Source organism: Lysinibacillus sp. UGB7 (genome assembly GCF_049058285.1).
GTDB classification, from domain to species: domain Bacteria; phylum Bacillota; class Bacilli; order Bacillales_A; family Planococcaceae; genus Lysinibacillus; species Lysinibacillus sphaericus_B.
The window spans coordinates 98,249-123,393 of the sequence record NZ_JBMGUV010000016.1; the positions used below are offsets into that span (position 1 = coordinate 98,249).

The 25,145-nt window shown below is 38.5% G+C and carries 25 protein-coding genes and 8 tRNA genes; 29 read left to right on the top strand and 4 right to left on the bottom strand.

Features of this window, described 5'->3' with window-relative positions; translation table 11 throughout:
• Nucleotides 1–39 precede the first annotated feature (39 nt).
• Nucleotides 40–831: a YwqG family protein gene (locus tag ACOMCU_RS15630; RefSeq protein WP_010860328.1), complete on the bottom strand. Its 792-nt coding sequence runs from the start codon at nucleotides 829–831 to the stop codon at nucleotides 40–42.
• Nucleotides 832–961: 130 nt separating this feature from the next.
• Nucleotides 962–2,122 carry an MFS transporter gene (locus ACOMCU_RS15635; protein ID WP_010860327.1) on the bottom strand — a complete coding sequence of 387 codons (1,161 nt, stop codon included), beginning with the start codon at nucleotides 2,120–2,122 and terminating at the stop codon, nucleotides 962–964.
• Nucleotides 2,123–2,665: 543 nt separating this feature from the next.
• Between ACOMCU_RS15635 and ACOMCU_RS15640 the strand changes: the two genes are divergently transcribed.
• Complete coding sequence (locus ACOMCU_RS15640) at nucleotides 2,666–2,803, top strand: Lmo0850 family protein (protein ID WP_010860326.1); 138 nt, start codon at nucleotides 2,666–2,668, stop codon at nucleotides 2,801–2,803.
• A gap of 78 nt (nucleotides 2,804–2,881) precedes the next feature.
• On the opposite strand, the gene ACOMCU_RS15645 is transcribed toward ACOMCU_RS15640, so the two are convergent.
• Nucleotides 2,882–4,069 (bottom strand): FtsW/RodA/SpoVE family cell cycle protein, encoded by a 1,188-nt coding sequence (locus ACOMCU_RS15645; protein ID WP_010860325.1) that lies wholly within the window; start codon nucleotides 4,067–4,069, stop codon nucleotides 2,882–2,884.
• A gap of 173 nt (nucleotides 4,070–4,242) precedes the next feature.
• On the opposite strand from ACOMCU_RS15645, the gene ACOMCU_RS15650 reads away from it, so the two are divergent.
• From ACOMCU_RS15650 to ACOMCU_RS15685, 8 genes are all read left to right on the top strand, one after another.
• Nucleotides 4,243–4,995, top strand: a complete 753-nt coding sequence (locus ACOMCU_RS15650; RefSeq protein ID WP_010860324.1) for a hypothetical protein — start codon at nucleotides 4,243–4,245, stop codon at nucleotides 4,993–4,995.
• Nucleotides 4,996–5,139: 144 nt separating this feature from the next.
• A complete protein-coding gene (locus tag ACOMCU_RS15655) occupies nucleotides 5,140–6,219 on the top strand; it encodes a D-alanine--D-alanine ligase (RefSeq protein ID WP_010860323.1) in 1,080 nt (359 codons plus the stop codon).
• 11 nt (nucleotides 6,220–6,230) lie between these two features.
• Entirely contained in the window at nucleotides 6,231–7,598 is a 1,368-nt protein-coding gene (locus ACOMCU_RS15660) for a UDP-N-acetylmuramoyl-tripeptide--D-alanyl-D-alanine ligase (RefSeq protein ID WP_421050619.1), read from the top strand.
• A 367-nt stretch (nucleotides 7,599–7,965) separates the two neighbouring features.
• Complete coding sequence (locus ACOMCU_RS15665; RefSeq protein WP_010860321.1) at nucleotides 7,966–8,658, top strand: alpha/beta hydrolase; 693 nt, start codon at nucleotides 7,966–7,968, stop codon at nucleotides 8,656–8,658.
• A 351-nt stretch (nucleotides 8,659–9,009) separates the two neighbouring features.
• Nucleotides 9,010–10,566, top strand: a complete 1,557-nt coding sequence (locus ACOMCU_RS15670) for a DEAD/DEAH box helicase (protein ID WP_010860320.1) — start codon at nucleotides 9,010–9,012, stop codon at nucleotides 10,564–10,566.
• A gap of 114 nt (nucleotides 10,567–10,680) precedes the next feature.
• Nucleotides 10,681–11,160: a PH domain-containing protein gene (locus tag ACOMCU_RS15675; RefSeq protein ID WP_421050620.1), complete on the top strand. Its 480-nt coding sequence runs from the start codon at nucleotides 10,681–10,683 to the stop codon at nucleotides 11,158–11,160.
• Nucleotides 11,153–12,631: a PH domain-containing protein gene (locus tag ACOMCU_RS15680; RefSeq protein ID WP_010860318.1), complete on the top strand. Its 1,479-nt coding sequence runs from the start codon at nucleotides 11,153–11,155 to the stop codon at nucleotides 12,629–12,631. Before ACOMCU_RS15675 ends, ACOMCU_RS15680 begins: the two co-directional genes overlap by 8 nt.
• 113 nt (nucleotides 12,632–12,744) lie before the next feature.
• Nucleotides 12,745–13,320, top strand: coding sequence for a GNAT family N-acetyltransferase (locus tag ACOMCU_RS15685; RefSeq protein WP_010860317.1), 576 nt, complete (start codon nucleotides 12,745–12,747; stop codon nucleotides 13,318–13,320).
• Nucleotides 13,321–13,425: 105 nt separating this feature from the next.
• On the opposite strand, the gene ACOMCU_RS15690 is transcribed toward ACOMCU_RS15685, so the two are convergent.
• Nucleotides 13,426–14,046 (bottom strand): rhomboid family intramembrane serine protease, encoded by a 621-nt coding sequence (locus ACOMCU_RS15690; RefSeq protein ID WP_421050621.1) that lies wholly within the window; start codon nucleotides 14,044–14,046, stop codon nucleotides 13,426–13,428.
• A gap of 64 nt (nucleotides 14,047–14,110) precedes the next feature.
• Here ACOMCU_RS15690 and acpS point away from each other — a divergent pair, with 64 nt between their 5' ends.
• The 20 genes from acpS to ACOMCU_RS15790 all read left to right on the top strand — a co-directional run bounded on the left by acpS (nucleotide 14,111) and on the right by ACOMCU_RS15790 (nucleotide 24,993).
• Nucleotides 14,111–14,464, top strand: coding sequence for a holo-ACP synthase (acpS, locus tag ACOMCU_RS15695; RefSeq protein WP_010860315.1), 354 nt, complete (start codon nucleotides 14,111–14,113; stop codon nucleotides 14,462–14,464).
• A 292-nt stretch (nucleotides 14,465–14,756) separates the two neighbouring features.
• On the top strand, nucleotides 14,757–15,803 hold the full coding sequence (locus ACOMCU_RS15700) for a LolA family protein (protein WP_010860314.1): 1,047 nt from the start codon (nucleotides 14,757–14,759) through the stop codon (nucleotides 15,801–15,803).
• A gap of 214 nt (nucleotides 15,804–16,017) precedes the next feature.
• Nucleotides 16,018–17,139 (top strand): alanine racemase, encoded by a 1,122-nt coding sequence (alr, locus tag ACOMCU_RS15705; RefSeq protein ID WP_010860313.1) that lies wholly within the window; start codon nucleotides 16,018–16,020, stop codon nucleotides 17,137–17,139.
• 150 nt (nucleotides 17,140–17,289) lie between these two features.
• On the top strand, nucleotides 17,290–17,553 hold the full coding sequence (locus ACOMCU_RS15710) for a hypothetical protein (RefSeq protein WP_010860312.1): 264 nt from the start codon (nucleotides 17,290–17,292) through the stop codon (nucleotides 17,551–17,553).
• A 4-nt stretch (nucleotides 17,554–17,557) separates the two neighbouring features.
• Nucleotides 17,558–17,908 carry a type II toxin-antitoxin system PemK/MazF family toxin gene (locus ACOMCU_RS15715; RefSeq protein WP_008177055.1) on the top strand — a complete coding sequence of 117 codons (351 nt, stop codon included), beginning with the start codon at nucleotides 17,558–17,560 and terminating at the stop codon, nucleotides 17,906–17,908.
• Nucleotides 17,909–18,228: 320 nt separating this feature from the next.
• A complete protein-coding gene (locus ACOMCU_RS15720) occupies nucleotides 18,229–18,630 on the top strand; it encodes an anti-sigma regulatory factor (protein ID WP_421050622.1) in 402 nt (133 codons plus the stop codon).
• A gap of 11 nt (nucleotides 18,631–18,641) precedes the next feature.
• Nucleotides 18,642–19,640 carry a PP2C family protein-serine/threonine phosphatase gene (locus ACOMCU_RS15725; protein WP_010860310.1) on the top strand — a complete coding sequence of 333 codons (999 nt, stop codon included), beginning with the start codon at nucleotides 18,642–18,644 and terminating at the stop codon, nucleotides 19,638–19,640.
• Between the two features lie 72 nt (nucleotides 19,641–19,712).
• Nucleotides 19,713–20,045, top strand: a complete 333-nt coding sequence (locus tag ACOMCU_RS15730; RefSeq protein ID WP_010860309.1) for an STAS domain-containing protein — start codon at nucleotides 19,713–19,715, stop codon at nucleotides 20,043–20,045.
• Entirely contained in the window at nucleotides 20,045–20,515 is a 471-nt protein-coding gene (gene rsbW, locus ACOMCU_RS15735; RefSeq protein WP_010860308.1) for an anti-sigma B factor RsbW, read from the top strand. Before ACOMCU_RS15730 ends, rsbW begins: the two co-directional genes overlap by 1 nt.
• Nucleotides 20,493–21,278: an RNA polymerase sigma factor SigB gene (gene sigB, locus ACOMCU_RS15740; protein WP_010860307.1), complete on the top strand. Its 786-nt coding sequence runs from the start codon at nucleotides 20,493–20,495 to the stop codon at nucleotides 21,276–21,278. The genes rsbW and sigB overlap by 23 nt, the downstream gene beginning before the upstream one ends.
• A gap of 160 nt (nucleotides 21,279–21,438) precedes the next feature.
• Nucleotides 21,439–23,613 carry a Tex family protein gene (locus ACOMCU_RS15745; protein WP_421050623.1) on the top strand — a complete coding sequence of 725 codons (2,175 nt, stop codon included), beginning with the start codon at nucleotides 21,439–21,441 and terminating at the stop codon, nucleotides 23,611–23,613.
• Between the two features lie 63 nt (nucleotides 23,614–23,676).
• A complete protein-coding gene (locus ACOMCU_RS15750) occupies nucleotides 23,677–24,138 on the top strand; it encodes a SprT family protein (protein WP_010860305.1) in 462 nt (153 codons plus the stop codon).
• Between the two features lie 92 nt (nucleotides 24,139–24,230).
• Nucleotides 24,231–24,307, top strand: a tRNA-Asn gene (locus ACOMCU_RS15755).
• A gap of 1 nt (nucleotide 24,308) precedes the next feature.
• Nucleotides 24,309–24,380: transfer RNA gene (locus tag ACOMCU_RS15760), tRNA-Glu, on the top strand.
• A 28-nt stretch (nucleotides 24,381–24,408) separates the two neighbouring features.
• Nucleotides 24,409–24,484: transfer RNA gene (locus ACOMCU_RS15765), tRNA-Asp, on the top strand.
• Nucleotides 24,485–24,489: 5 nt separating this feature from the next.
• A tRNA-Gln gene (locus ACOMCU_RS15770) sits at nucleotides 24,490–24,564 on the top strand.
• Between the two features lie 14 nt (nucleotides 24,565–24,578).
• Nucleotides 24,579–24,651, top strand: a tRNA-Lys gene (locus ACOMCU_RS15775).
• A 67-nt stretch (nucleotides 24,652–24,718) separates the two neighbouring features.
• A tRNA-Leu gene (locus ACOMCU_RS15780) sits at nucleotides 24,719–24,804 on the top strand.
• 20 nt (nucleotides 24,805–24,824) lie between these two features.
• Nucleotides 24,825–24,901: transfer RNA gene (locus ACOMCU_RS15785), tRNA-Arg, on the top strand.
• A gap of 18 nt (nucleotides 24,902–24,919) precedes the next feature.
• Nucleotides 24,920–24,993: transfer RNA gene (locus ACOMCU_RS15790), tRNA-Gly, on the top strand.
• The last annotated feature ends 152 nt before the right edge of the window (nucleotides 24,994–25,145 follow it).

Sequence of the window (25,145 nt, forward strand, 5' to 3'; positions counted from 1 at the left end):
GAAAATTACCTTGAAAGCTAGTTCAAGGTAATCCAGTATTTAATAATGTTCCCATTGGAATAATATATCTGAAAAATCTTCTTGAAGTAGTCTGTCGCGGTTGATAAAGAATTTTCCTACACCACTATCAGCCCACATAATGCCGAATTCGTCATTTGAATCAATTTGTAGTAGCAGAATATCATAGCGCTGAAGTAACTGTGATTCATGACGTATATCTTCCTCTAAAAAATATGCGTAACCACCTATTTTTGCCCCAGCACCTAAAAAATGCTGTAAATATATTTCATGTAAATTAACGTCATCCTGATTTGGTTTTAGGTTCGGTAAATAGTGTGGTGCACGGTAATCTAAAGCGGAAACAGGTTCATGTTCGTGCCTGAATTGTAAGGCCAGCTCCTGGTTAATAGGGAACCAATCATTTGATGCATTCACAGTTGTCTCACATATAGGAGCAGCTATGTCGGTATTTATTGATGGGTAAAATCGTATTTTATAAAACTGCTGGAAAATATCCTCATGGTAATGCGCAGCGTTAGCAAATATATTGGATGAAATAAAAAATTGAAGAATGCCTTGCGTAGGAAAATCCTGTAGCAGTGGCATTTCTGCAAAATTTATTTGCGCTAATAGACGCATCGGCTCACCTGTAATATCTTTTGGGTATGCTTGATAATAAGGTAAGTAAGGTTCACCAGCAAATTTACTTTCCGTTAACGAAGTTGAACGTTTGTAGGGCGAGATAATCACTGTTGAACGAAGTGTCTCTTCAATTTCACTACGAAACGTTTCTAGCTCTTTAGGAAGTAAAAGATTCGTTATTTTGTTCATGTAAAGCCCTCCGATTTTACACATAAAAGCATTCAATATTCTTTACATACGCTCCATATACTTTTTTTAGGTATTTGATTGACTATATAAAGTTGTGAATTATTATAGGTTACGCCTTTTAACAGCTAAATTATTCAAGTCGTAAAGATTTATTTGATGATTTATAGATAAAAATTAGTGTGATAGATACAAATGCAATGCCTGCTGCAATGTAATAACCCAGATTAGATTCCACTGTGAACAACCATGTGAAGAATAGCGGGCCAAGAATACGACCCAAACTATCCATTGAATAAGAAAGACCTGCCGCAGTGCCATATTGACCGCCAGACTCTTTGGAAGAAAGAGAGACGATACATGTTCTTGCAAGTGCGTTCCCAACAGTAAAGACACAAAGTGCTAGCCCAGCTATGGCTAAATTAGCAGTTAACGTAAATAAAAGCATACCAACTGCTGTAACAATTTGAGCACCAATTAACCAAGAGGTCTCAGTGCCATTTTTAATGCGTCTGACGACACCACCTTGAATAGCCGCATCCACAAAGCCGCTAAACATAAACAAATAACCAATCTGTAATGGTGTAATGTTAATACGGTCAATTTGGAATAGTTGGAAGGTAGCCTCTACACCAGCTAGCATAAATGTCACTAAAAAAGAGAACATAAATAAATAACGTACTCGGTATTGAAGCATCTTGCCAGCACCCTTTGGCACAATTGCTCGTTTTTTTGAATCTTTTCGTTTTTCCGGTTCTTTTAAGACGATACTTGCATAAATAAATAATAGTGCGATTAAAACTGCAGAAGCAATAAAAGGTAATTGCAAGCTATAATGCCCAAGCATACCGCCAATAGCGGGACCAAAAATAAATCCAAGGCCGATGGACATGCCCATTAGACCCATGTACTTATTACGATCTTCCTCGCTAGACATATCACTAATAAAGCCTGTTACGGCTGTGTATAGTGCGCCTGAAAATAAGCCACCTACAACGCGTGATATGTATAGAATAGCTAAGTTATCAATAAACAAAGAGAAAATAACGAAACTTAGGCTAAAGCCTATTAAACCCAATAAAATGAGTTGTTTGCGCCCTACCTTATCTGATAGCATTCCCCAAAGTGGTGCAGTAAAAAAACTTGCGAGTGAATACACAGTCAGTAAACCACCCACGTGTATATCATCCCAGCCCTGCTGGACAATAACCTCTGGTAAAACAGGAATTATAATTCCGAAACCTAGATAGACCAGAAATTGAACGGACATTAACAATAGAATAGCCTTTTTCATAATACAGTTCCCTGCTTTCTTACGATATTTCAGTATGTATATTCTACCTCTCTTGTTCTTGCTATTACAAGGGAACGATGGACAGCTCATCAGCATGTTGTTAAAGATTATTTCTGTGATTGGCAACATTACTTTACAAGGAGCACTCTTTATTTTAAATATACTTGATTTATGAAGGGGGGAATTTTTTTGTGCGCATAAATATGGCGCGGTATGTAAATAATTTAGTTATAGAAAAAATCAAGGGGAGAGTAAATGACCTTTTCGAGCCATTCGATTGATTTGTATCATTTGTCATATAGCACCATCGTTTGGTTCTACAGTATAATATTTATAGGTTACATACCGATGTGGGGTATGTAACAGGAAGTAAGAGTTAACAGGTAAATAAAATTTACATTGTAACAAAATTGAAAAACTATAAAGTCAAGTTAAATGGTATGATAGAGAAAGATATACTTGTCAGACCTCTTACACATATACATTGAAACTTTTTTGTAAATGAAACGTTATAAAATTCGAGGAAAGATTGAGGTGGAACGTATGACGAAGGAAGTAGATTTGAAAAAGATTGTTTCGAATTTATCGAAGTTGGGTGTGCAAGCTACTGTAACAAAGTCTCGACTTGAGCTTTTAAAAGTACTCACACCGCCAACGCAAACACCGCAAGTTCAAGCTTAACTCGTTTAAAATGAAAATGGGTAGTCTCCTAAAATTGAGACTACCCATTTCCTATATCTTGGTATCTGTCTGTGGACTTTAATCATCTTCATCGTGAGTAGTGAACATGTAAGTGCGATAATGGAAACGCATGCTAAAGACAAGTCCTATAGCAAGTGCATTCCCCATCAATGAGCTCCCTCCATAACTAATGAACGGCAGCGGGATACCTGTAATCGGAAGTAACTGAATGGTCATACCGATGTTTTCAAAGACGTGGAACGTAATCATGGCGATTATTCCAGCACATACATACGTTGAGAACGGATCTTTTAATAAAAGTGTTGTTTTCGTTAAATGATAGATTAACAAGAAGAATATACAAATAACGATACTAGCACCAATAAAGCCCCATTCCTCACCGATAACTGTGAAGATGAAATCGGTATGGTTTTCGGCAACATAAACTTCACGACCACGGAATCCCTTACCGAAAATTTCACCTGAACCAATGGCGTTCAATGAAGTAATTAAATGGTAGCCATCACTTGATGAATAGGAATAGGGATCAAGCCACGAATAAATACGGGCAAACTGATAAGCCTTAAAGCCGAATGTTTTCTCTAAGAAATCCTGCATATAGAGTGCCATCCATAGGAGAGTACCACCAAGTGCAGCTCCACCGACGAAAGTCGGTAAAATTATTTTCCAAGAGATGCCTGCAACAATAACAAGTGCAGCGGTGATAGCAAAGAATACAAGCGCTGAACCAAGGTCTGGCTGCTTCATAATAATAGCAAGTGGTATAATCAAGGTTACACTGATTTTAGCTAATAAAATGACGTCAGTTTTTAAAGATTTTAATGAATAGACCTCATGGTGCTTACTAATTAGCCGTGCAAGTGCTAAAATGTAAAATGTTTTCATAAATTCAGAGGGTTGAATATTCCCTACAGGTGTATGAAACCAACTTTTAGCACCGTTAACAGGTGCGCCAATTTGCCCTTCTCCTTCAGGCATGAAAATAAGTAGTACTAAGAGAGCGATACCGGCTCCATACATATACCACGCCATTTTTTTATATTGATCTGGTTCGAAAAACATGACAATACCAATAATAAATGCACCAATCACATACCATTGAAGTTGCTTAGGTACATAGTTAATGCCGTATTGTCCTGAAGTTTGCGCCGATGCAATAGCTAACAAGCTAATGACAAGGAAAGTGATAAGTATAAAAGCGAGTGTCCAGTCGAAACGATTCGCGAAATTTCGTTTATTTTCCATAAAAGCCACCTAAAATAAAATAGTATAAAAATATGTGCGCTAACGCATATACAACATTATCATTATAACGCAAAAAACGTATTTCCGGCTACGTATATTGTTGTGACGACAATAAGCATAAAATGTTTCAAAAAATTACAGTTTAGTTTTATAATGATATGAAGAATGGGGTGATGGTTGTGGCTAAGAAATTGAAGTCAGCTGAAGATTTTATGTACCATATATACGTTCATATGAATGATGTCGATAAATTCGTCATTTTTAGTGGCCTTAAGCTCTCGCAATTCGTAGCTTCTTTAGATCCACTGCATCACTTACTGTTATTGAAACATTCTTATGAAGATGGGTCGTTTAATATGCATACACAGTTTGACTATGTATCAGATGAAGAAGTTTCTCATTTTGTAAAGAAAGCGACTGAGTCAAAAGAATTGTGTTGGATAGACTTTATGGATGAGAAAAAATTAAATCAGCTGACACCTATGGAGCAAGGGGAGTTACTTTACCTAAGTCATAAAAAAGAACCAATTACTTCTCCATTTTTTAATAAATTACAAAACCGCTTTGTCTATTATTCTTCGGATGTGGAAAAAATGACGAAAGTTTATTTTCGTCATTTAAGTGATTCAGATTTGCTAGTTGCCAATGTTTTTAATAGTTTAATACGTGAAAAAGAACGTAGCACGGGCTTTTGGCGTCGAAAAGTGAAATCCAGTACGCCTTCAATCACACCAGAGTTTTTGAGAGCTTATCGCTCCTTCGCTAAAGACGGGGCACTATTGTCACTCTATCGTATTGAAAAACCTAAAGCAGCGTATGGCATTGAAATTCGCAACCTATCAGATTACTCTTTCCCAGATGAAGTGTGGGATGATTTAAATGCGATTTTGAAAAACGAACACGATGAATTGATTCATATTATTTAACCTAACGCTCATTCACCTTTTAAACGTGAATCGAATAGGATACTTAAATCTCACCGTCAAAATCACGGTGAGATTTTTATGTCATTAGTCAAGCCGTTTCGTGATAAACTAATAGTACTCAAGAAGTATGTGGAGGGCACAAAAATGAAAAAAAGAATCGGTTTATTATACGGAGGAAAATCTGCGGAACATGAGGTGTCATTGTCGACGGCATGTGCAGTCACTGGGGCTTTAAATTTCGAGGAGTATGAAGTATATCCGATTTTCATTACACTTGATGGGGAATGGCGACGAGGTCAGCGCCTAGTAAAACCTGCAAGTACAATTGAAGAATTACAATTTGGTGATGATGCCATTATTTTAGAAAACAATATTTCAGATTTTTTAATCGACGACAATAGTAAAGCAGTAAAGTTCGATGTGATTTTTCCACTATTACATGGAACAAATGGTGAGGATGGTACAGTACAGGGCTTACTTGAAGTTTTAAATCTTCCGTATGTAGGGAATGGTGTGCTAGCATCATCAGCAGGTATGGATAAGGTAATCATGAAGCAATTATTTGAAATTGCAGGTTTACCACAAGTGCCGTATACGTATTTCATTCGCAGTGAGTGGGCAAATGAACGGGGAGCCATTTTAGCACGCTGTGAAGAACAATTATCTTGGCCAATGTTCGTAAAACCGGCCAACTTAGGCTCAAGCGTTGGGATTAGTAAGGCGTCAAATCGTGAAGAACTTATAAAGGCAATTGAAGTAGCCTTACAATTTGACCGCAAAATCGTAGTGGAGCAAGGAATCGTGGCAAGTGAAATAGAGCTTGGTGTATTGGGGAATGATTTTCCGGAAGTTTCTGTACCAGGTGAGATTAAGCCGGTGACAGAGTTTTATGATTATGACTCCAAATATAAAGATGGGTCGACAGCGCTTATCATCCCTGCAGAATTGTCTAAAGAAGTTGTAGCAAACTTAATGGATTATGCGAAACGTGCCTTTAAAATTCTAGATGGAAGCGGTTTAGTACGTGCAGATTTCTTTGTTACAGCGAATAACGAGGTTTATATCAATGAAGTGAATACAATGCCTGGGTTTACCCCTGTAAGTATGTATCCACTTCTTTGGCAACATACAAATGTAAGTTACCCAGAGCTTATTAATCGTTTAATTGAGCTAGCGATTGAGCGATATGAGGAAAAACAACAGCTTCACTATAAAAAAGACTGAGTGGGATTATTGTGAAAAAGACATTAAAGCAATTAGCAGCATGGTTAGATGATGAAGTGCCAGCTTTCGGTGACACGATTGTATCAGGGATTTCTATTGATACAAGAACGATTCAGCAAGGTGACTTATTTGTGCCATTTCGTGGAGAGCAAGCAAATGGCCATAAATTTGTTTTGCAAGCATTTGAAAAAGGTGCAGGAGCTTCACTGTGGCAAAGAGATGAACCGAATCCGCCAGCAGGAATTCCGCTACTGTTTGTCGATGATCCTGAACAGGCATTACAACAGATGGCACGTGCCTATCGCAGTGAGCATAAGGCAAAGTTTATAGGGATTACGGGGTCGAATGGTAAAACGTCGACGAAGGACATTTTAGCAGGCACACTGGCGCCTTTTTTTAAGGTGCAAAAAACCATTGGGAACTTTAATAATCAGCTAGGTTTGCCAATAACAATATTACAGCTTGATGAAGATACCGATGTCGCTGTGCTTGAGATGGGTATGAGTGGTTTTGGTGAGATTGAATTTTTAACGAAGTTAGCACGCCCGCATTTAACAGTTATTACGAATATTGGCGAGGCACATATGCAAGATTTAGGTTCGCGTGCAGGTATTGCCAAGGCGAAATTTGAAATTATTCAAGGTATGCAAGACGGCGGTGTACTTTTCTATGACGGCGATGAGCCGTTATTGCACGAATTAGTTGTACAAGAGGGGAATTTAAAGTCACAGGCATTTGGTTTAGAGCCTGGAGATTTATTGTATGCAGAGAATATAGAAGCGACAGCTAACGGAAGTAGTTTCACGACACATGGTGTAATTGAAGGGGACTTCTTTATTTCCGTATTAGGCAAGCATCAGGTGAAAAATACACTGATTGCTATGCTAATTGCACAAAACTTAGGTTTAAACGATGACCAAATACGGAAATCGCTAAAGCAAGTGGCCTTAACTGATATGCGCATGCAACAAGTACAGGGTACAAATGGTGCATTGTTCATTAATGATGCTTACAACGCGGCACCAACATCGGTGAGGGCTGCTATTCAGTTTGTATCAACGACAACGATTCGCTCAGAAAAGTGGCTTGTGCTAGGTGATATGCTAGAGCTGGGTTCAAATGAACAGAGCTTCCATGAAGACTTATCACTAGATATTCATGTAGAAGAGATCTCTTACGTTTGCTTATATGGACCACGCATGGCTTATTTGAATGAGGTGTTAAAAGAGCGTTTTGATGCGGCACATTTAATTTACTCGCAAGAAGATTATGCACCGATTATTGAAAAGTTACACAAAGCTAATGAACAATCCATCGTTTTATTAAAAGGTTCAAGAGGCATGAAGTTAGAAAACATTTTAAAAGCATTTACGCAATAAAATTTATCGATGGGGTCGGACCTCATCGATAAATTTTTTTAAGCAGACTATAGATTTTTTTGCTGTGGATACGGAGCGTTTAGTTTTTATCTTGAAGCGCTACGTGTTACTTAGCATTTCTCAGCGCTTGCTGGATGTCTAGAATTTCTTATTGTAGTCGTTGAGGTCAGCAGGATATAGTTACGCTAAGGGCTTCATAGGGCGGTGTGAACTTTAGTATATAAAAAATAGTAGGGTACATAATAATGATTGAACGACACGTTTTAATCATCTCGAATTCCCTGCATTAGGTGTCCTGACATTCATTAGTATGCGATTAATTTAACAGTTGCTAGTTGTCAGACTAGTGTTTTTTAGGGGTGAGGTAATGACAGTAGGGGTGCTGTGTATACATGGATTTTCAGGTGGACCTTACGAAGTAGAACCATTTACAGCTTATTTACGGGCGCAGACAGATTGGTTGATTGAGACGCCCACCTTATCTGGACATGGTGAAGAATTGCATATGCGAGGTTTTACAGCAAAACATTGGCTAATGGATACTGAACTAGCTTTTCGTGCACTTGCGAAAAAGGTGGATGAAGTAATAATAGTTGGCTTTTCGATGGGTGGCATTATCGCTTTATACTTGGCGAAACGTTATAAAGTGAAAAAGCTTGTGTTACTTAGTGCGGCCGCGAGGTACGTGAGTCCAAAGCAGCTTGTTAAGGATTTTAAAATGTTGGCGACAGAGGCTTACCATCGCAATCTTTCTAATAATGAACTGTTTTTACGTTATCGCAGTAAATTTAACAACGTGCCCTTATCAGCAACAATTGAATTTATGAAACTCGTTCAAGCGGTAGCGCCGTATTATAAAAATATAAAAAATCCAGTATTTATAATACAGGGAAAATTAGACGGTATTGTACCATATCATACGGCACAATTTTTGTATGATCAACTTGCCTCGAAAGACAAACATTTGTATTTTTCTGATAATGGCAAGCATCATATTTGTTATGGCGAGGATTGCTCTGCTTGGTTTTTAAGGGTTCTTGAATTTTTAAAGGGTCAATAAGTAGTCAGATTATTACGACTCATGCGTTATCGTTGCATACGACTGATTCACGTGATAGACTAGTGTAAGCAATGGATACATTTTGTGCGAAGACTCTTCATGATTTGGTTGAAGAGTGCTTTTTTTTGAACATAACGGTTTTATTCTAAGTGAATAATTACGACAGAATTGAACCGCTCGGTAAAGACCGGGCTTTCCTTTTCATATAAGAGAGCTCTACACGATACATCCACGTAGAGAGAATTTTTAAGTAACGGAAACGTTCCACACCACAGGCTCGAATTTGCCGACAACTTCATCTGAAAATGTAACCATTTGTCAACTTATAAAGGAAAAAGGAGATTGAGAAGTTTGACAAATTTTTCAGAATTAAATATTAGCGAATCTTCATTACGTTCACTAAAGCGTATGGGATTTGAAGAAGCAACACCAATACAAGAAGGTACTATCAAGTTTGCAATGGAAGGCCGCGACGTTTTAGGTCAAGCGCAAACTGGTACTGGTAAAACAGCAGCATTCGGTATTCCACTTATTGAGAAAATCGATCCTAAAAACCCTGCAATCCAAGCTTTAATCATCGCTCCGACTCGTGAGTTAGCGATTCAAGTTTCAGAAGAACTATATAAATTAGGTTACGACAAACGTGTTAAATTATTATCAGTTTACGGTGGTCAAGAAATTGGTCGTCAAATCCGTGCACTGAAAAATAAGCCACAAATTATTGTTGGTACACCAGGGCGTATTTTAGACCATATTAATCGTCGTACGCTTAAATTAGACGAAGTTCAAACACTTGTACTAGACGAAGCGGATGAAATGCTGAACATGGGCTTCATCGATGACATTAACACAATTTTAGAAAGCGTGCCATCTAGCCGTCAAACGTTATTGTTCTCAGCTACTATGCCACCAGCTATTCGTAAAATTGCTGAAACTTTCATGAACAACCCAGAAGTAGTTAAAATTAAAGCAAAAGAAATGACAGTTGAAAATATCGAGCAGTTCTTCGTGAAAGCGACTGAACGTGAGAAATTTGATGCGTTATCTCGTTTATTAGATGTTCAAAAACCGGAACTTGCGATTATCTTTGGTCGTACAAAACGCCGTGTTGATGAATTATCACAAGCGCTAAGCGTACGTGGTTACCTTGCAGAAGGTATTCATGGTGATTTAAGCCAAGCGAAACGTATTTCAGTTTTACGCCAATTCAAAGAGGGTAAAATTGACATTTTAATTGCAACGGACGTAGCTGCTCGTGGTCTTGATATTTCAGGCGTAACGCATGTTTACAACTTCGATATTCCACAAGATCCAGAATCTTACGTTCACCGTATTGGACGTACTGGTCGTGCTGGTAAATCGGGTACAGCAATCACTTTCGTAACACCACGTGAAATGGGTTACCTACGTATCGTTGAAGATACTACGAAAAAACGCATGACGCCACTTCGTCCACCAACAACTGACGAAGCATTGGTTGGTCAACAACGTTTAGCTGTTGAGACGCTTGAGGGTCTTGTTACTAACAATGACTTAGGTGAATACCGCACTCTTGCTGCAGAAATACTTGAAAACCATGATGCAACAGATGTAGTTGCTGCTGCATTACGCTCATTAACAAAAGAGCCTGATGATACACCTGTAACAATTACAGAAGAGCGTCCATTACCAATGCGTCGTGAACGTTCTGGCGGTGGCGGAGGCCGCAGTGGAGATCGCGGAGGCCGTGGAGGTCGTAACTTCAGCGGAGGCCGTCGAGAAGGCGGACGAAGCGGAGAACGCCGCGGTGGAGATCGTGGAGGTCGCCGAGATGGCGGACGTCGAGACGGAGGTCGCCGTGAAGGTGGACAAGGTCAAAGTCAAGGTCAAGGTGGTCGTTCGAGAGCACCTCGACGTCATGAAGACTAATCATAATCATGAACCTTACAGTCTAATTTGACTGTAAGGTTTTTTTCATTTTTAATTGAAACAAAATGGCATTTGGGTACGTATACATAGTTGGATAAAAGAGGAGGAACGACTTTGAGAGCTGAACCAATTCATCAAATTTCTCGTAAAGGGTTAACAGTATGGCGACTATATGGCGTATTTCAAACGGTGTTTCTTATAATTGTGGCAGCATTCGTTTGTTATGGCACGTATTATTTTGAGTGGCCAACATTTATTTATTACATTGCTGGAGCGGTTGTTTTACTGAGTGCTATTCTATCTGTCTATTTATTTCCAAAAATCAGATGGGAACGTTGGCGTTATGAGGTGCGTGAACATGAAATCGAAGTACAACACGGTTTGTTTGTTGTAAAACGTACACTTATTCCGATGGTGCGTGTACAACATGTTGATACAACACAAGGACCGATTTTAAAAAAATATAATCTCGGCAATATTTCGATTTCCACGGCGGCTACTGTACATACAATCCCTGCACTTATCATGGATGAGGCAGATGGACTTCGTGCACGTATTTCTGAATTAGCAAGGGTGGCGGAAGATGATGTCTAATGAAATCTATCGTTTACACCCTGTGTCGGCCATTATAACGAGTGTAAAAGCATTAAAAAGTATGATTTTACCAGTCGCAATTATTATCATTAGTAATGGCTTTAATTTTTCATTCAACTTCCACAGTGAGCATTTTTTTGAAACGATTTTACTATTTGGTGTGTGGGGTGTAGCGGCAGTACTTGCCCTTATAGGTGGTGTTGTAAAATGGCGCACCTTTGTCTATTGGTTTGAGGATGGCGAATTACGTGTGAAATATGGACTGTTTGTAAAGAAGAAGCGCTATATTCCATTTGAGCGGATTCAAAGTTTAAATTATAATGAGGGCATTTTCCACCGTTTATTTGGTTTAGTAAAGGTGCAAGTTGAAACTGCTGGAAGTAAGGGAGGTAAGCCGGAGGTAGAATTGACAGCAATACGTAAGGACGCGGCAGATGTGATTGAACTTGAAATGCGTAGAACAAAGAGTCAGGCACATCAATTGATTGAAGTAGAACAGACGCTTGACTCTACTCCTGTGGAAGAAGCGACGATTCCAACAATCTATCGTATGTCAATCCGCGATTTATTGGTATTAGCAACGACCTCTGGTGGAATTGGAGTGGTGCTTTCGGGGCTTGTGGCAGCAGTCTCACAGTTTTCAGATATAATTCCATATGATGCAGTATTTCATGAGCTTTCAGACTTTGTGAAAGTTGGTGCATTTTTAATAGCATTAGCCGTCATGCTAATTCTGATAGTGGCATGGTTTGTATCCGTTATTATTACACTTATAAATTATTATGATTATACGGTTCGAATTGAAGACGAAAAGCTTATTATTACAAAGGGTTTGCTAGAAAAGAAACGTATCACACTGCCTTTAAATCGAATTCAAGCAATTCGTCTTGTTGAAAATCCTGTACGTCAGTTAACGGGCTTTGCAACTGTTGTTGTAGAAAGTGCTGGCGGAAACGGTGAAAAAGGTGGGGATAAGAAAATTGCACTGTTCCCACTTATTAAAAAGCATGACAGTCTACAAATATTAGCTGAACTTTTTCCGGATATGAACTGGCTTCCTGAATTTACACGGTCGCCAAAACGAGCCCGTCCGTTTTTTTACCGAATTGATTTTATATGGCTTATACCGATAATTGGTGCAAGTAGTTATTTCTTATATCCTTATGGCTTACTGTCATTACTACTGATTCCATTCGCGATATTACTTGGTATATGGCAACATAAAACTGCGGGCTATATGATTGATGGTAAACAATTTACCATGCAATATCGTATTTTTAGTCGTATAACGTTTTATATGGAGAAAAAACGTATACAATCAGTTGAGTGTACACAAACATATTTCCAAAAGAGAAAAAATGTTATGTCTGTTAAAGCAACGGTAATGTCAGGAATGACGGGAATGACAGGTAATGTCCCAAGTTTGGAACAACGGGATGCCGAAACAATATTATCCTGGTATGAGCATTGATGAAACAAACGAAAGCTAATCTTACAGTAAAATGTGAAGATTAGCTTTTTTATCTATAATTTTACAGAAATGACGTATATAATAGAATAAATCAAACAAAAGGGGTGGTAATCGTGTTTAAATATGATATTAATGAGAAAACATATTTGAAATTGTTGGATTTAAGTGATGTGGATGAATTATTTGCACTGACGGATCGTTCAAGGGACACGTTGCGTGAGTGGTTACCATTTGTGGATGATGTGAAATCGGTAAAAGATACTGAACAATTTATACGGAATGCAATGCAACAATATGCAAGTAATAATGGGATACAAGCTGGGATTTACTTTGAAGGTAAACTTGCAGGAGTGATTGGTTATCATCAGATAAATTGGCAGCATAAGTGGACGAGCATAGGTTATTGGTTAGGTAATGATTTTGTCGGCAAAGGATTGGTTACCAATTCGATGAAAGCTGTTATGGATTATGCTTTCAGTTATCTGAAGTTGAATCGTATTGAAGTGCGTGTGGCGGTGGGGAATATTCGAAGTCGTACAATACCAAAAGTGTTAGGCTTTAATGAAGAAGGTCGTTTAAGAGATGCGGAATGGTTATATGATCATCATGTAGACCAGGTTGTATACGGATTAACCGCAGCAGAATGGAAAAAAAGTAAATCAGCTAAAGAAAAGACAGTTGCATTATAAACTTATCCACAAATAGCTGAAGGGGAACCTCCCATACAATTATACGTGGATGTGGATAAATAAAAAGAGTGAAGGTTAAATGGATGACCTCACTCTCTTTTTAAGTTATTTACCTGCCATTTTTTGCTTTCGCCAGCTTAAGATTCTTTTTGGATGTAGGTAGATAAGACCGAGAATAAATCCTGTTACTAAACCACCTAAATGGGCATAGACATTCACATTGGACTGTAAAAACGTCATAATAACACTAATGACGATTATCGGTAATATAACCTTGCGTAGCATAGGCATTGTGCGGCGAGTATAGTACACAAGTGCACCGAAAGCACCAAAAATGCCAAAGATAGCACCGCTTGCGCCAAGACTCGCATAGCTACTATCATATAACATATAGGTCGCCATGTTACCGACAACACCGGAGACTAAGTAAATTGTAATGAAACGTGCCTTACCAGCAATCTTTTCAAGCTCTGGCCCAAATAAATACAGTGAAAACATATTGAAAAGTACATGCATAAAACCAGCGTGTAAAAACATTGCTGAGAGAACACGCCACCATTCACCGTTTTGAACGAGGAAATTTGCCTGGACACCGTAGTTCCACAAGAGCGTACCTATACCAGGTAAAAGAGTTAATACATAAAGGATAAGATTGACTGCTATTAATGCTGAAACAACAGGATAATACTTTGTATATTGCTTGAAATTTTCTGTTCTACTAAACATTGCTCCACCTCAATTTACAATTATTATACATGGCTTTTTGAAAATAAGAAAAGGAGAAGTTCAAATGATTAAAGGAATTGGTCTCGACATTGTAGAAATCGAGCGCATTACTAAGGTGATGACACGAACAAATAAATTTAAAGATCGCGTTTTATCGGAGAGGGAACAGACATTATTTTCAACACATTCAGAAACTCGCAAAATAGAATTTTTGGCAGGACGATTTGCAGCAAAAGAAGCTTTTTCAAAAGCGCTAGGTACAGGTATTGGGAAAGATTGTGAGCTGCGGGATGTTGAGATATTGAGAGGGGAAGCTGGTAATCCCGTTCTCTATTTCAAAGGAGAACTTGTGAACGGATTTGTCAGTATTACACATACTAAGCAATATGCCGCCGCACAAGTAATATTACTGTTGTAGCCAATTATGCCTCGGTGTAAATGGCTTGTGATTTGTGCTGGCACCATTAACTCCATTCAAAATTCCTAACATCCATCTGACACTTTATCTTCATTTAGTCGCGGCCCTAACGCGAAAAAGCTATTATTGTCTTTATCTCACCAATTGTAGAGGCGGCTGTTTATTCGTTTATTGCCAAAAAAAAATAGGATGAGGGAACATAAAAATATATTGCCTATTCTTCATAAGACATAACTGACAAATACAGTTCATATATTGTCGTAGTGGATTTGAAAGAAGAAAGGGTGAAAGCGTGGGCAACCGTTTAGTTACTTGGCTCGTTTTAATTTGTGCGATATTACTTCTGTCGGCATGTGGTACAGCCTCACAGGAAAAAGTGTTGAAGAAAGTTAATGGCAAGTGGTCAGAGACAAATGGTTATGAATTAGACGCTACGATGGAGATTAAATCGGGTGGTGAACCGAGAAAGTATGATGTAACGGTTTGGCATACAAAGCCTGATTTTTACCGAGTAGAAGTAGTGGAAAGTGGAAAAGACGTTTCGCAAATGATTGTGCGCAATGCAGATGGCGTCTTTGTGGTCACACCAACGTTGAACAAAATGTATAAGTTCCAAAGTGATTGGCCAAAGAAGAATAGTCAAGCCTATTTGATTGGGGCTCTTGCAGAAGATTTAGCTGAAGATAAAAATTTAGTCATGAAAGAGGAAGACAAAGCATATATATTTGAAGCGGCTACTAGAAATAGCTATAAAAATAGTATGCCTCATCAGGTCATAACCGTTGATAAAAAATCAATGCTTCCAACATCTGTAGTAATTATGAACGATGTGAAGGAAGAGCAAATTCGTATTACTTTTAAAGATATTAAGCTAGGTGTACAGCATGCGGCGAAAGAATATGCCGTAGAGCAGTTTACTGAAACAGATGAAACGAAAGGCGAGCAAGCCGCACCAGCAGAAAAAGATGATAAAGAAGCAGTGGGCGCGGAAGTAGAATATCAAGAATTCCAAACACATTACCCTGTTGTGAATTTTGAAAACACAACAATGGTTGATGAGCAAGCTATTAGTGAGGATGGTATGGAGCGCGTTATCTTAACATTTGAAGGTGATAAGGCCTATACTGTGATGCAACAACCAGTCATGAAAGAGACTGCAATGTTGCCAGTAACTTCACCTGGAGATCCAGTTGACTTAGGCTTTACAATTGGTGCTATCACGGATACATCTATTAGTTGGGAAAAGGACGGCGTTGCCTTCTTTGTAGCATCGAGTAAATTATCGCGTGAAGAAATGATTGAAGTTGCTAGTTCTATGACGATAAGTAGTATGAAGTAGTTTTTTACTAGCTACAGCTTTCCAGGTAAAAAAAGCTGTAGCTAGTTAAGCAAAATAGTACAGTTATAATGAAAAAGGTTGTATATTAACACTATTCAGGTGTTTTAACACCTAGGTGAATTAAAAACCTCAATAGAAATTATTGCAATGTAGGATAATAAAATGTATTTTGGCATTACATAATGGTTTAATAAAAAATAAAGAGGGTATTCTAATGAAGACACAGCAGCATTTTAGACCAACCAAAGCAATTGTAGATTTACAAGCCATTCAACAAAATGTGAGAAACTTAAAAGAGCTACTTCAACCGAATGTGCAAGTTATCGCAGTTGTGAAAGCAAATGCGTATGGACATGGGGATGTAGCAGTTGCAAAAGCAGCGCTGGAAGCAGGCGCAACTATGCTGGCCGTGGCTACACCAGACGAAGCATTACATATTCGAGCACATTTTGAAGAACCAGACATACTAGTATTAGGTGCCTCGCCAGTTTCGTTTGCACCACATGCAGCTAAGCAACGCATTATACTTACTACATTTGCGAGTGAATGGGTACAGCAAGTTTCGACACTTATTGCTAATGAAGTAAATCCTTTACGCCTACATATAAAAGTAGATAGTGGGATGGGAAGAATCGGCATACGTACTGAGGAAGCATTATTGGATTTATATCATACGATTCAATTAACCCATAATGTGGACCTTGACGGAATTTTTACGCATTTCGCAACGGCTGATGATGAGGAGACGAAATATTTCGATAGCCAGGTACAGTTTTTTGAGAAATTTATGTCCTTACTGCCTGAGAAACCTAGACTTGTACATGCTTCAAATACAGCAACGTCATTAGTGAAGGACGTACATTTACAATTTGATGCGGTACGCTATGGCATTTCAATGTATGGACTGTCGCCATCGTCTTATGTTGAAGGAATTTTACCATTTCCATTGAGTCCAGCTTTTTCACTTGAGAGTGAGCTTGTACATGTAAAGCAAGTAAGTGCAGGTGAGTCAATTGGTTATGGGGCAACGTTTCTTGCCCCTACAGATATGTGGGTAGGTACAATTCCTGTAGGCTATGCGGATGGGGTAATTCGTAAACTAGCTGGACAAGAAGTGATAATAGGTGGCCAAAGAACACCGATAGTTGGACGAATTTGCATGGATCAATGTATGGTTGCCCTACCAAAAGCATATGCTATAGGGGAGAAAGTAACGCTCATTGGTCGTCAAGGGCAAGAAGTTATTTCAATGAATGAATGGGCAGTAAAGCTTGAAACCATAAATTATGAAATACCATGCATTATAACAGCAAGAGTTCCTAAAATATATATTTAACGACACATTTTCCTTCGACAACCTACATGGATTTTACAACATATACTTCAAATTGTCAGATATTTTGTCATTTCGTGTCTTTTCAACAATATCTTTCAATGGTAGAATGAGAAGTAATGAAAAGTGATGGTTCCGTTGGAGGTGCTTGCTGTGTACGAGAAAAAGTTAAGAGAAGCTACAATTGCTGTTCAAGACAGATTATTTCTACAAACAAAGGAAGTAATTGAAGGTGAATCTTTTGCGCAGATTTTGTCGCGCAAAAATTTAATGCAGGAGCAACCAAATCAAATACGGGAAGCTATGATGAAAGGATATGTTGAGATGTCTCATATTAATCTGATGATTGCAAGTGAATGCTTGCATGCAGAATATGAAGCACAACATACAGTGGAGCGTCTCGTTAGCGGGGGATGACACTTTGAATGTAAAACGTGGTGACGTTTTTTTTGCAGATTTATCGCCGGTAGTCGGTTCCGAGCAAGGTGGTACTAGGCCGGTGTTAATAATTCAAAATGATATTGGCAATCGATTTAGTCCGACTGTCATCATCGCAGCAATTACTGCTCAGATTCAAAAGGCAAAGCTACCGACGCACGTTGAAATAAATGCTGAAAAGTATGGTTTTGAACGTGATTCGGTCATTTTGCTCGAACAAGTGCGTACAATTGATAAGTCTAGACTGACAGATCGTATTACGCAGCTTGATCATGCGGTGATGGAAAAGGTAGATGGTGCATTGATGATTAGTTTGGGACTTGTCAAATTTTGATATACATATATGTATAGAGCATCTGGATGATTTCTTCATCTAGGTGCTTTTTACATTTCTATTCTCAAAGTCTACTTCACCTTGAATTGAATGTACTTCAAAAATAGTATAAATAGATTTAAAATGGACATAAGCATTAGAATAAAAGTAGATTTTTGTGAAAAAATGTCGAAAGGTATTATTGAGATATACATAGAATATACCTTATATTATTTCTCTTTCGATAAAAAACGGTTAGTTAAGTTTAAATGGCAAGGTAATTAAGCTTAAAAGGGAGAGAATATAACAATAGAGCTCCGAAAGGAATTGGAGGGACAACAGTGACATTAAAGTCTTCGGTTGAAATTATTACAGAGTGGGATATAGTTGCGGCAAGACAACTAGGGCGCAATGAGGCGAAGGCACTTGGATTTGGAACTGTTGATCAGGCTCGAATAACGACAGCGATTAGTGAATTAGCTAGAAATATATATTTATATGCAAGTATTGGGTTTATAGAAGTTGAAAGTTTTGAGACAGAAGCTGAAAAGAAAATTGTTATTACTGCATCAGACAAAGGTCCAGGCATTAAGGATGTTCGAAAAGTAATGGAAGAGGGCTACTCTACTTCGGGTGGACTAGGTGCAGGCTTACCTGGTGTTAGAAGGTTAATGGATAGCATGGATATCCAATCTACTCTAGGACAAGGTACGGTCATCACAACGGAAAAATGGTTACGTTAGGAGGTGGAGGTTTGAAAGAGTTAGACAAGCAATATAAAAAAATCTTATCAGATTATATGACCAATCAAACTGAAGAAAATTTATATATTGGTCAAAATTTCACCCGTCAATTAATTCAAAAAAACGTTTCACCAGAGGATGTTGTGAGCATTCATAAAAATGCCGTAGAGCAGATTTTTCCAGATAGAATAAATGAAGTGCGTCCTGCATATGATTTTCTCATTGAAGTGATGGTGCATTATGGGATGGCGCATAGAGAGCATCAAAGCTTAATACAAAAACAGGCTGAATTTGAAATAGAAATGAATATCGCAATTAATATTCAAAAAACATTACTTAAAACTGTCGTACCACAACTGTCGAGTGTTGATATCGGGATGATTTCAATCCCCATTCGTAAAATGAACGGTGATTATGTACATTTTTTACATCACCGAGAGGATTGTCTCTGTGTGGCCGTAACGGATGTTGTGGGTAAAGGCGTTCCTGCTGCATTATGTATGTCTATGGTGAAATATGCACTTGAGACGCTTGATTATGCTTATAAAGATCCATCATATGTATTAGAGGTCATCAATCGTGTAATTGAAAAAGGTGTGGACGATAGCATGTTCGTTTCCATGTTTTACGGTTGCTTGGATATTCAAAATAGCATTTTTTCATACGCATCTGCAGGTCATGAACCAGCGTTGCACTATAAGGCTAAAGAAAATACATTTTATTCTTTAGAGGCGAAAGGTTTACTACTTGGTGTATTACCTGAAATCAAGTATTCATATAACGAAATCCCCTTAGAGGACCAGGATGTAGTAGTAATCATGACAGATGGTGTTACAGAATTTAGAGGACAACATAATGAGTTAAATTCACGAGAGATCATCACATCATTGATTGCCGAGCATCGACATCAATCTGCACAGGAACTATGTAATTTTCTTTATAAGAAAATAGAAAGAATACAAAACTTTAAACTATCGGATGATTTTACAGTTGTAATTATAAAAAAATAAATAATTATGTTTAGTATTTTATAATAAGGGTAATTGAAGAAGAGTCGAACAAATATGGTGGAGGTGGGCTGTATGGACGTAATGATCCATTTTAAAGAAGACGGTGCAAAATTATATGGATTTGTTGAAGGTGAGATTGATACATTTACAGCTTCAGGACTACGTGAAAAACTTGAGGCTGTGAAGATAACTGAAGGATTAGAAATTCAACTAGATTTATCAAAAGTAAATTATATGGATAGTACAGGGCTAGGCATTTTCGTAGCTTTTTATAAAAGAGCCACGCGCGAAGATGGTAAAGTTAAACTAGTTGGCTTATCAAGTAGATTACAAAGATTATTTGAAATAACAGGCTTAAGTGAATTGATGGATATTGAAACTGATAAAAAGGTGGAATTAAGCTGATGAAGGAATTTGATTATATAGAAGTAAGGGTTCCTGCAAAGCCGCAATTTGTCAGTGTGATTCGTTTAACAGTTTCTGGTTTAGCTAGTCGGATAGGATTTAATTATGATGATATTGAAGATTTGAAAATCGCAGCAAGTGAAGCAGTTACGAATGTTGTTCACCATGCTTATAAAGAAGATGAAGAAGGCGAAATCGTGATTGGGTGTGCCTTATATGAACATAAGATAGAAATGATGGTTGCGGATTACGGCAATAGTTTCAATTTTGAGGAGGTAAAGTCGGAAATTGGCCCATATCTTCCTGGGGAAAGTATTGCAGGACTAAGAGAAGGCGGTTTAGGACTTTACTTAATGGAAACTTTGATGGATGAGGTGATGATTAATAACGATGGTGGCGTAACTGTTTTCATGACAAAGTATGTCGCTAGAGAGCAGGTGGGAAAAAATGGAGAAAGAATCACTACATAAATCTTCATCAAAGGAAGATGTATTAAGGTGGATTGTACTGTACCAAGCAACTGAGGATGATGAAGCGCAGACAAATTTAGTGATTCATTACCGGTATTTGGTAGAGTCCATTGCGCGGAAATATTCACATGGTAAATCTTATTTTGATGATATCGTTCAAGTAGGGATGCTTGGGTTATTAGGTGCCATTAGACGTTTTGATCCAGATTTTGGCCGGAGTTTTGAAGCGTTTGCTGTTCCAACTATTGTAGGGGAAATCAAGCGCTTTTTACGTGATAAAACATGGGATGTGCATGTGCCAAGACGAATTAAAGAATTAGGACCACGCATTAAATCAACCGTAGAAGCACTGACAATGGAATTGCAACGGTCTCCTTCTATTAAGGAAATCGCGGACAGATTAGAGGTTAGAGAAGAGGAAGTTTTAGAGGCTATGGAGATGAGTCGCAGTTACCAAGCACTTTCTATGGACCGTTCAATAGAATCTGACGCTGATGGAAGTACCGTAACGCTATTTGATATTATGGGTAAAGAAGATGTTGGCTATGAAATGACCAATAGAAGAATGATTGTGTCAGATGCTATGGATGTTTTAAACGAACGAGAAAAACAAATCATTCAGCTTACATATTTAGAACAACTTAGTCAAAAAGAAGCTGGAGAACGATTAGGGATTTCTCAAATGCATGTATCAAGAATACAAAGGCAAGCAATTAAGAAATTACAGGAGGCTATTCTGTCTAGTGGCAGTGTGTCGCTCTAAACATCACTTGAGGCGTTTATTACTATCGGATTCCTCTATCCAGTAGCAATAAACGCCTTATATATTTTAAAGAAGCTGTCTACTCTACTTAAGAGGGGGCTATTTTTTGCATGTTTATTAGTATGTAATGGTAAAATGAAAAGAAAAAGGTAGTGATGATGTGGAACAAAAGCATATGTTACAGCTCATTGCAAAAGATGTAGCTATTAAACCCGGCCAAGCGGAGGCGGTTATTAAATTATTGGATGAAGGAAATACCGTTCCATTCATCGCGCGTTATCGAAAAGAAGCTACAGGCTCTCTTGATGAGGTGCAAATTAAATCTGTAGAGGATCGTTATCACTACATACAGCAACTCGAGCAACGTAAAGAGGAAGTTATTCGTTTAATTCAGGAGCAAGATAAACTGACGCCAGAATTAGAAAAGGCTATTCAAATAGCGACTGTTTTACAACGTGTAGAGGATCTTTATCGTCCTTACAAACAAAAACGACGTACTAAAGCGACAATTGCGAAGGAAAAAGGACTAGAACCGTTAGCGGATATTTTATTAGAGTTCCGTAGTGAAGATGTAACGCTTTTAGCAAAGGATTTTGTAGACGAGGAAAATGTTGCATCAGCAGAAGAAGCTTTAACAGGTGCACGTGATATTTTAGCAGAGCGCTTTGCTGATGACGCAGGTATCCGTGAAAAAATACGTATGTTTTCTTGGAAAGAGGGCGTACTGGTAACAATTGTGAAGAACAACGAAACAGACGAAAAAAATGTTTTTGAAATGTATTATGATTACCAAGAACCTGTCAATCGCATTGTTCCTCACCGAATTTTAGCTATTAATCGTGGAGAGAAAGAAGATATTCTAAAAGTTTCAATTCATGTTCCGATTGAGCGGGTGCTTATGATCATGTGGAAGGAATGGATTCCAGCAACAGGCTCATCACCGGCAATTTCGGAAGTTAAATTAGCTATTGAAGACTCATATAAGCGATTAATCCAACCATCCATTGAGCGTGAATTACGAAGTGAGTTAACGGAAAAGGCAGAAGCACAGGCAATTCATATATTCTCTGAAAATCTTCGCAATCTGTTATTACAATCACCGATGAAGGGCAAGTATGTATTAGGGGTAGATCCCGCTTACCGAACGGGCTGTAAATTAGCCGTTGTTGATGAAACAGGTAAAATGCTTGAAGTAACAGCCATTTACCCCCATCCGCCGAAACCGGATGTAGCAAAATCGAAATCAGCCGTGAAGTCGATTTTAGCAAAGTATCCAATTAATATAATTGCTATTGGTAACGGTACAGCTTCTCGGGAAACTGAGCAGTTCATTGCAGATGTACTGAACGAAGTAAATAATGAGGTGGCATATGTCATTGTCAATGAAGCGGGTGCTTCAGTTTATTCTGCATCGGATGTGGCAAGAGCGGAGTTTCCAAATTTACAAGTAGAGCAACGAAGTGCTGTATCGATTGCACGTCGTCTGCAAGACCCGTTATCAGAATTAGTGAAAATTGAACCGAAAGCAGTCGGTGTAGGTCAGTATCAACATGATGTTTCGCAAAAAAAACTTACAGAGTCGTTAACTTTTATAGTAGAAACAGCTGTAAATCAGGTTGGAGTAGACGTCAATACAGCTTCAGCATCCCTACTTCAATATGTCTCAGGCCTCTCAAAAACAGTGGCTGAGAATATTGTTAAAGTACGTGAGGAAAATGGTCAATTTACTACAAGAACACAGCTGAAAAAAATCCCACGACTTGGCGCAAAAACGTACGAGCAAGCAATAGGTTTTCTGCGTGTACCAGAAGCTAAAAATCCTTTTGATGGAACAGGCATTCATCCGGAAAGCTACAGTTTAGCAGAAAAGATTTTAGATGCGGCACATATAGATAAAAAAGAAATTGGGTCTCAGAAGGCAGAAGAAGCGATTGCAACTCTTAATGTGGAAGTTCTAAGTGAAGATTTAGGCATGGGGATTGTTACAATTCAAGATATAGTGGATACATTAATGAAGCCAAGCCGTGATCCACGTGATGCCTTTCCGCAGCCGCTGCTTAAAACAGATGTATTGAAAATGGAAGATTTACAAGTAGGGATGGAGTTGCAAGGTACAGTTAGAAATGTAGTTGATTTCGGCGCATTTGTTGATATTGGTGTAAAACAGGATGGCCTCGTTCACATCTCTAAGTTGCAAAAAAAACGTATAAAGCATCCATTAGAAGTTGTAGCATTAGGTGATATTGTTACGGTATGGGTAGAACAAATAGAAGTAAATAAAGGGCGCATCTCATTAACGATGCTACCACCAAAAGATCAAATACTTGAAAAGTAATAAATTTTAGCCACACTGTCTATACTACGCAGTGTGGTATTCTTGTTGATAGAGGTGAATGCTATGAACAATGAGGAACTACAACAGCTTGTTAATCGTGTTTCATTAGAAAGTTTTCATAAACCTTTTCTGCATCAAGCTTACTTTAACGCAAGATTACGATCGACTGGTGGCCGCTATCTATTACAATCACACCATATTGAAATAAATCCTAAGGCGTTTGAACAGTATGGTGTAAGCGAAGTAGAAGGCATAGTTCGTCACGAGCTATGTCACTATCATTTGCACTTAGAGGGGAAAGGCTACCAGCATCGCGACAAAGATTTTAGAGAGCTATTAAAAAAAGTGGATGCACCTCGCTTTTGCTCAACATTGCAAACATCTACAACTATGAGGAAGAGACAGCGCTCTTCTTATACATATACATGTGTAAAATGTCAGCAGCTATATATTAGAAAGATTAGAGTAAATGTTAAAAAATACTGCTGTGGTAAGTGCGCAGGCCCTCTAAAACTAATGAAATAAAAAAACTTTAAGAAAAAGGTTGACGTTTCCTTAAGTTGTCCCTATAATAATAAAAGTCGACAAGATAACAACGACAAATCAACATTAATTATTCCGAAGTAGCTCAGTTGGTAGTAGCACCTGACTGTTAATCAGGTTGTCGCAGGTTCGAGTCCTGCCTTCGGAGCCATGGCCCCTTGGTCAAGCGGTTAAGACACCGCCCTTTCACGGCGGTAACACGGGTTCGAATCCCGTAGGGGTCATTTTTGAAAAAACAATAATACAAAATAAGGTCCCGTGGTGTAGCGGTTAACATGCCTGCCTGTCACGCAGGAGATCGCCGGTTCGATCCCGGTCGGGACCGCCATTTATTGGGGTATAGCCAAGCGGTAAGGCAACGGATTTTGATTCCGTCATGCCCTGGTTCGAATCCAGGTACCCCAGCCATTCTTTTTTGTTTTGAGCCATTAGCTCAGTTGGTAGAGCATCTGACTTTTAATCAGAGGGTCGAAGGTTCGAGTCCTTCATGGCTCATCATTTTTAAGGAAAAGACTTGACATTTCAAATTATCATAGTATAATAAAAAAGTTACTAATTGAATGCGGTCGTGGCGGAACGGCAGACGCGCTAGGTTGAGGGCCTAGTGGGGGCAACCCCGTGGAGGTTCAAGTCCTCTCGGCCGCACCAAGTCATTTTAACAAACATATGCGCCCGTAGCTCAATTGGATAGAGCGTCTGACTACGGATCAGAAGGTTGTGGGTTCGACTCCTGCCGGGCGCGCCATAAAAAATCCTTAATATCGCGGGTGTAGTTTAATGGTAAAACCTCAGCCTTCCAAGCTGATGTCGTGAGTTCGATTCTCATCACCCGCTCCAAAAAATACTTTTAAAAAACATATTGACATTTAATCTTACAAGAGTTATGATATAGAAGTTGTCTCTTGGAGATAGCAATATGATTTACATGAACCTTGAAAACTGAACAAGCAAAACGTAATCAATAAAGTTTTTAGTAGCGAACTTCGGTA

What these genes read in the sequence shown, in the direction of transcription:
- ACOMCU_RS15630 (WP_010860328.1), bottom strand. Translation starts at nt 831, where the DNA reads ATGAACAAAATAACGAATCTTTTACTTCCTAAAGAGCTAGAAACGTTT.
- ACOMCU_RS15635 (WP_010860327.1), bottom strand. Translation starts at nt 2,122, where the DNA reads ATGAAAAAGGCTATTCTATTGTTAATGTCCGTTCAATTTCTGGTCTAT.
- ACOMCU_RS15640 (WP_010860326.1), top strand. Translation starts at nt 2,666, where the DNA reads ATGACGAAGGAAGTAGATTTGAAAAAGATTGTTTCGAATTTATCGAAG.
- ACOMCU_RS15645 (WP_010860325.1), bottom strand. Translation starts at nt 4,069, where the DNA reads ATGGAAAATAAACGAAATTTCGCGAATCGTTTCGACTGGACACTCGCT.
- ACOMCU_RS15650 (WP_010860324.1), top strand. Translation starts at nt 4,243, where the DNA reads ATGGTTGTGGCTAAGAAATTGAAGTCAGCTGAAGATTTTATGTACCAT.
- ACOMCU_RS15655 (WP_010860323.1), top strand. Translation starts at nt 5,140, where the DNA reads ATGAAAAAAAGAATCGGTTTATTATACGGAGGAAAATCTGCGGAACAT.
- ACOMCU_RS15665 (WP_010860321.1), top strand. Translation starts at nt 7,966, where the DNA reads ATGACAGTAGGGGTGCTGTGTATACATGGATTTTCAGGTGGACCTTAC.
- ACOMCU_RS15680 (WP_010860318.1), top strand. Translation starts at nt 11,153, where the DNA reads ATGTCTAATGAAATCTATCGTTTACACCCTGTGTCGGCCATTATAACG.
- ACOMCU_RS15690 (WP_421050621.1), bottom strand. Translation starts at nt 14,046, where the DNA reads ATGTTTAGTAGAACAGAAAATTTCAAGCAATATACAAAGTATTATCCT.
- acpS (WP_010860315.1), top strand. Translation starts at nt 14,111, where the DNA reads ATGATTAAAGGAATTGGTCTCGACATTGTAGAAATCGAGCGCATTACT.
- alr (WP_010860313.1), top strand. Translation starts at nt 16,018, where the DNA reads ATGAAGACACAGCAGCATTTTAGACCAACCAAAGCAATTGTAGATTTA.
- ACOMCU_RS15730 (WP_010860309.1), top strand. Translation starts at nt 19,713, where the DNA reads ATGGACGTAATGATCCATTTTAAAGAAGACGGTGCAAAATTATATGGA.
- rsbW (WP_010860308.1), top strand. Translation starts at nt 20,045, where the DNA reads ATGAAGGAATTTGATTATATAGAAGTAAGGGTTCCTGCAAAGCCGCAA.
- sigB (WP_010860307.1), top strand. Translation starts at nt 20,493, where the DNA reads ATGGAGAAAGAATCACTACATAAATCTTCATCAAAGGAAGATGTATTA.
- ACOMCU_RS15750 (WP_010860305.1), top strand. Translation starts at nt 23,677, where the DNA reads ATGAACAATGAGGAACTACAACAGCTTGTTAATCGTGTTTCATTAGAA.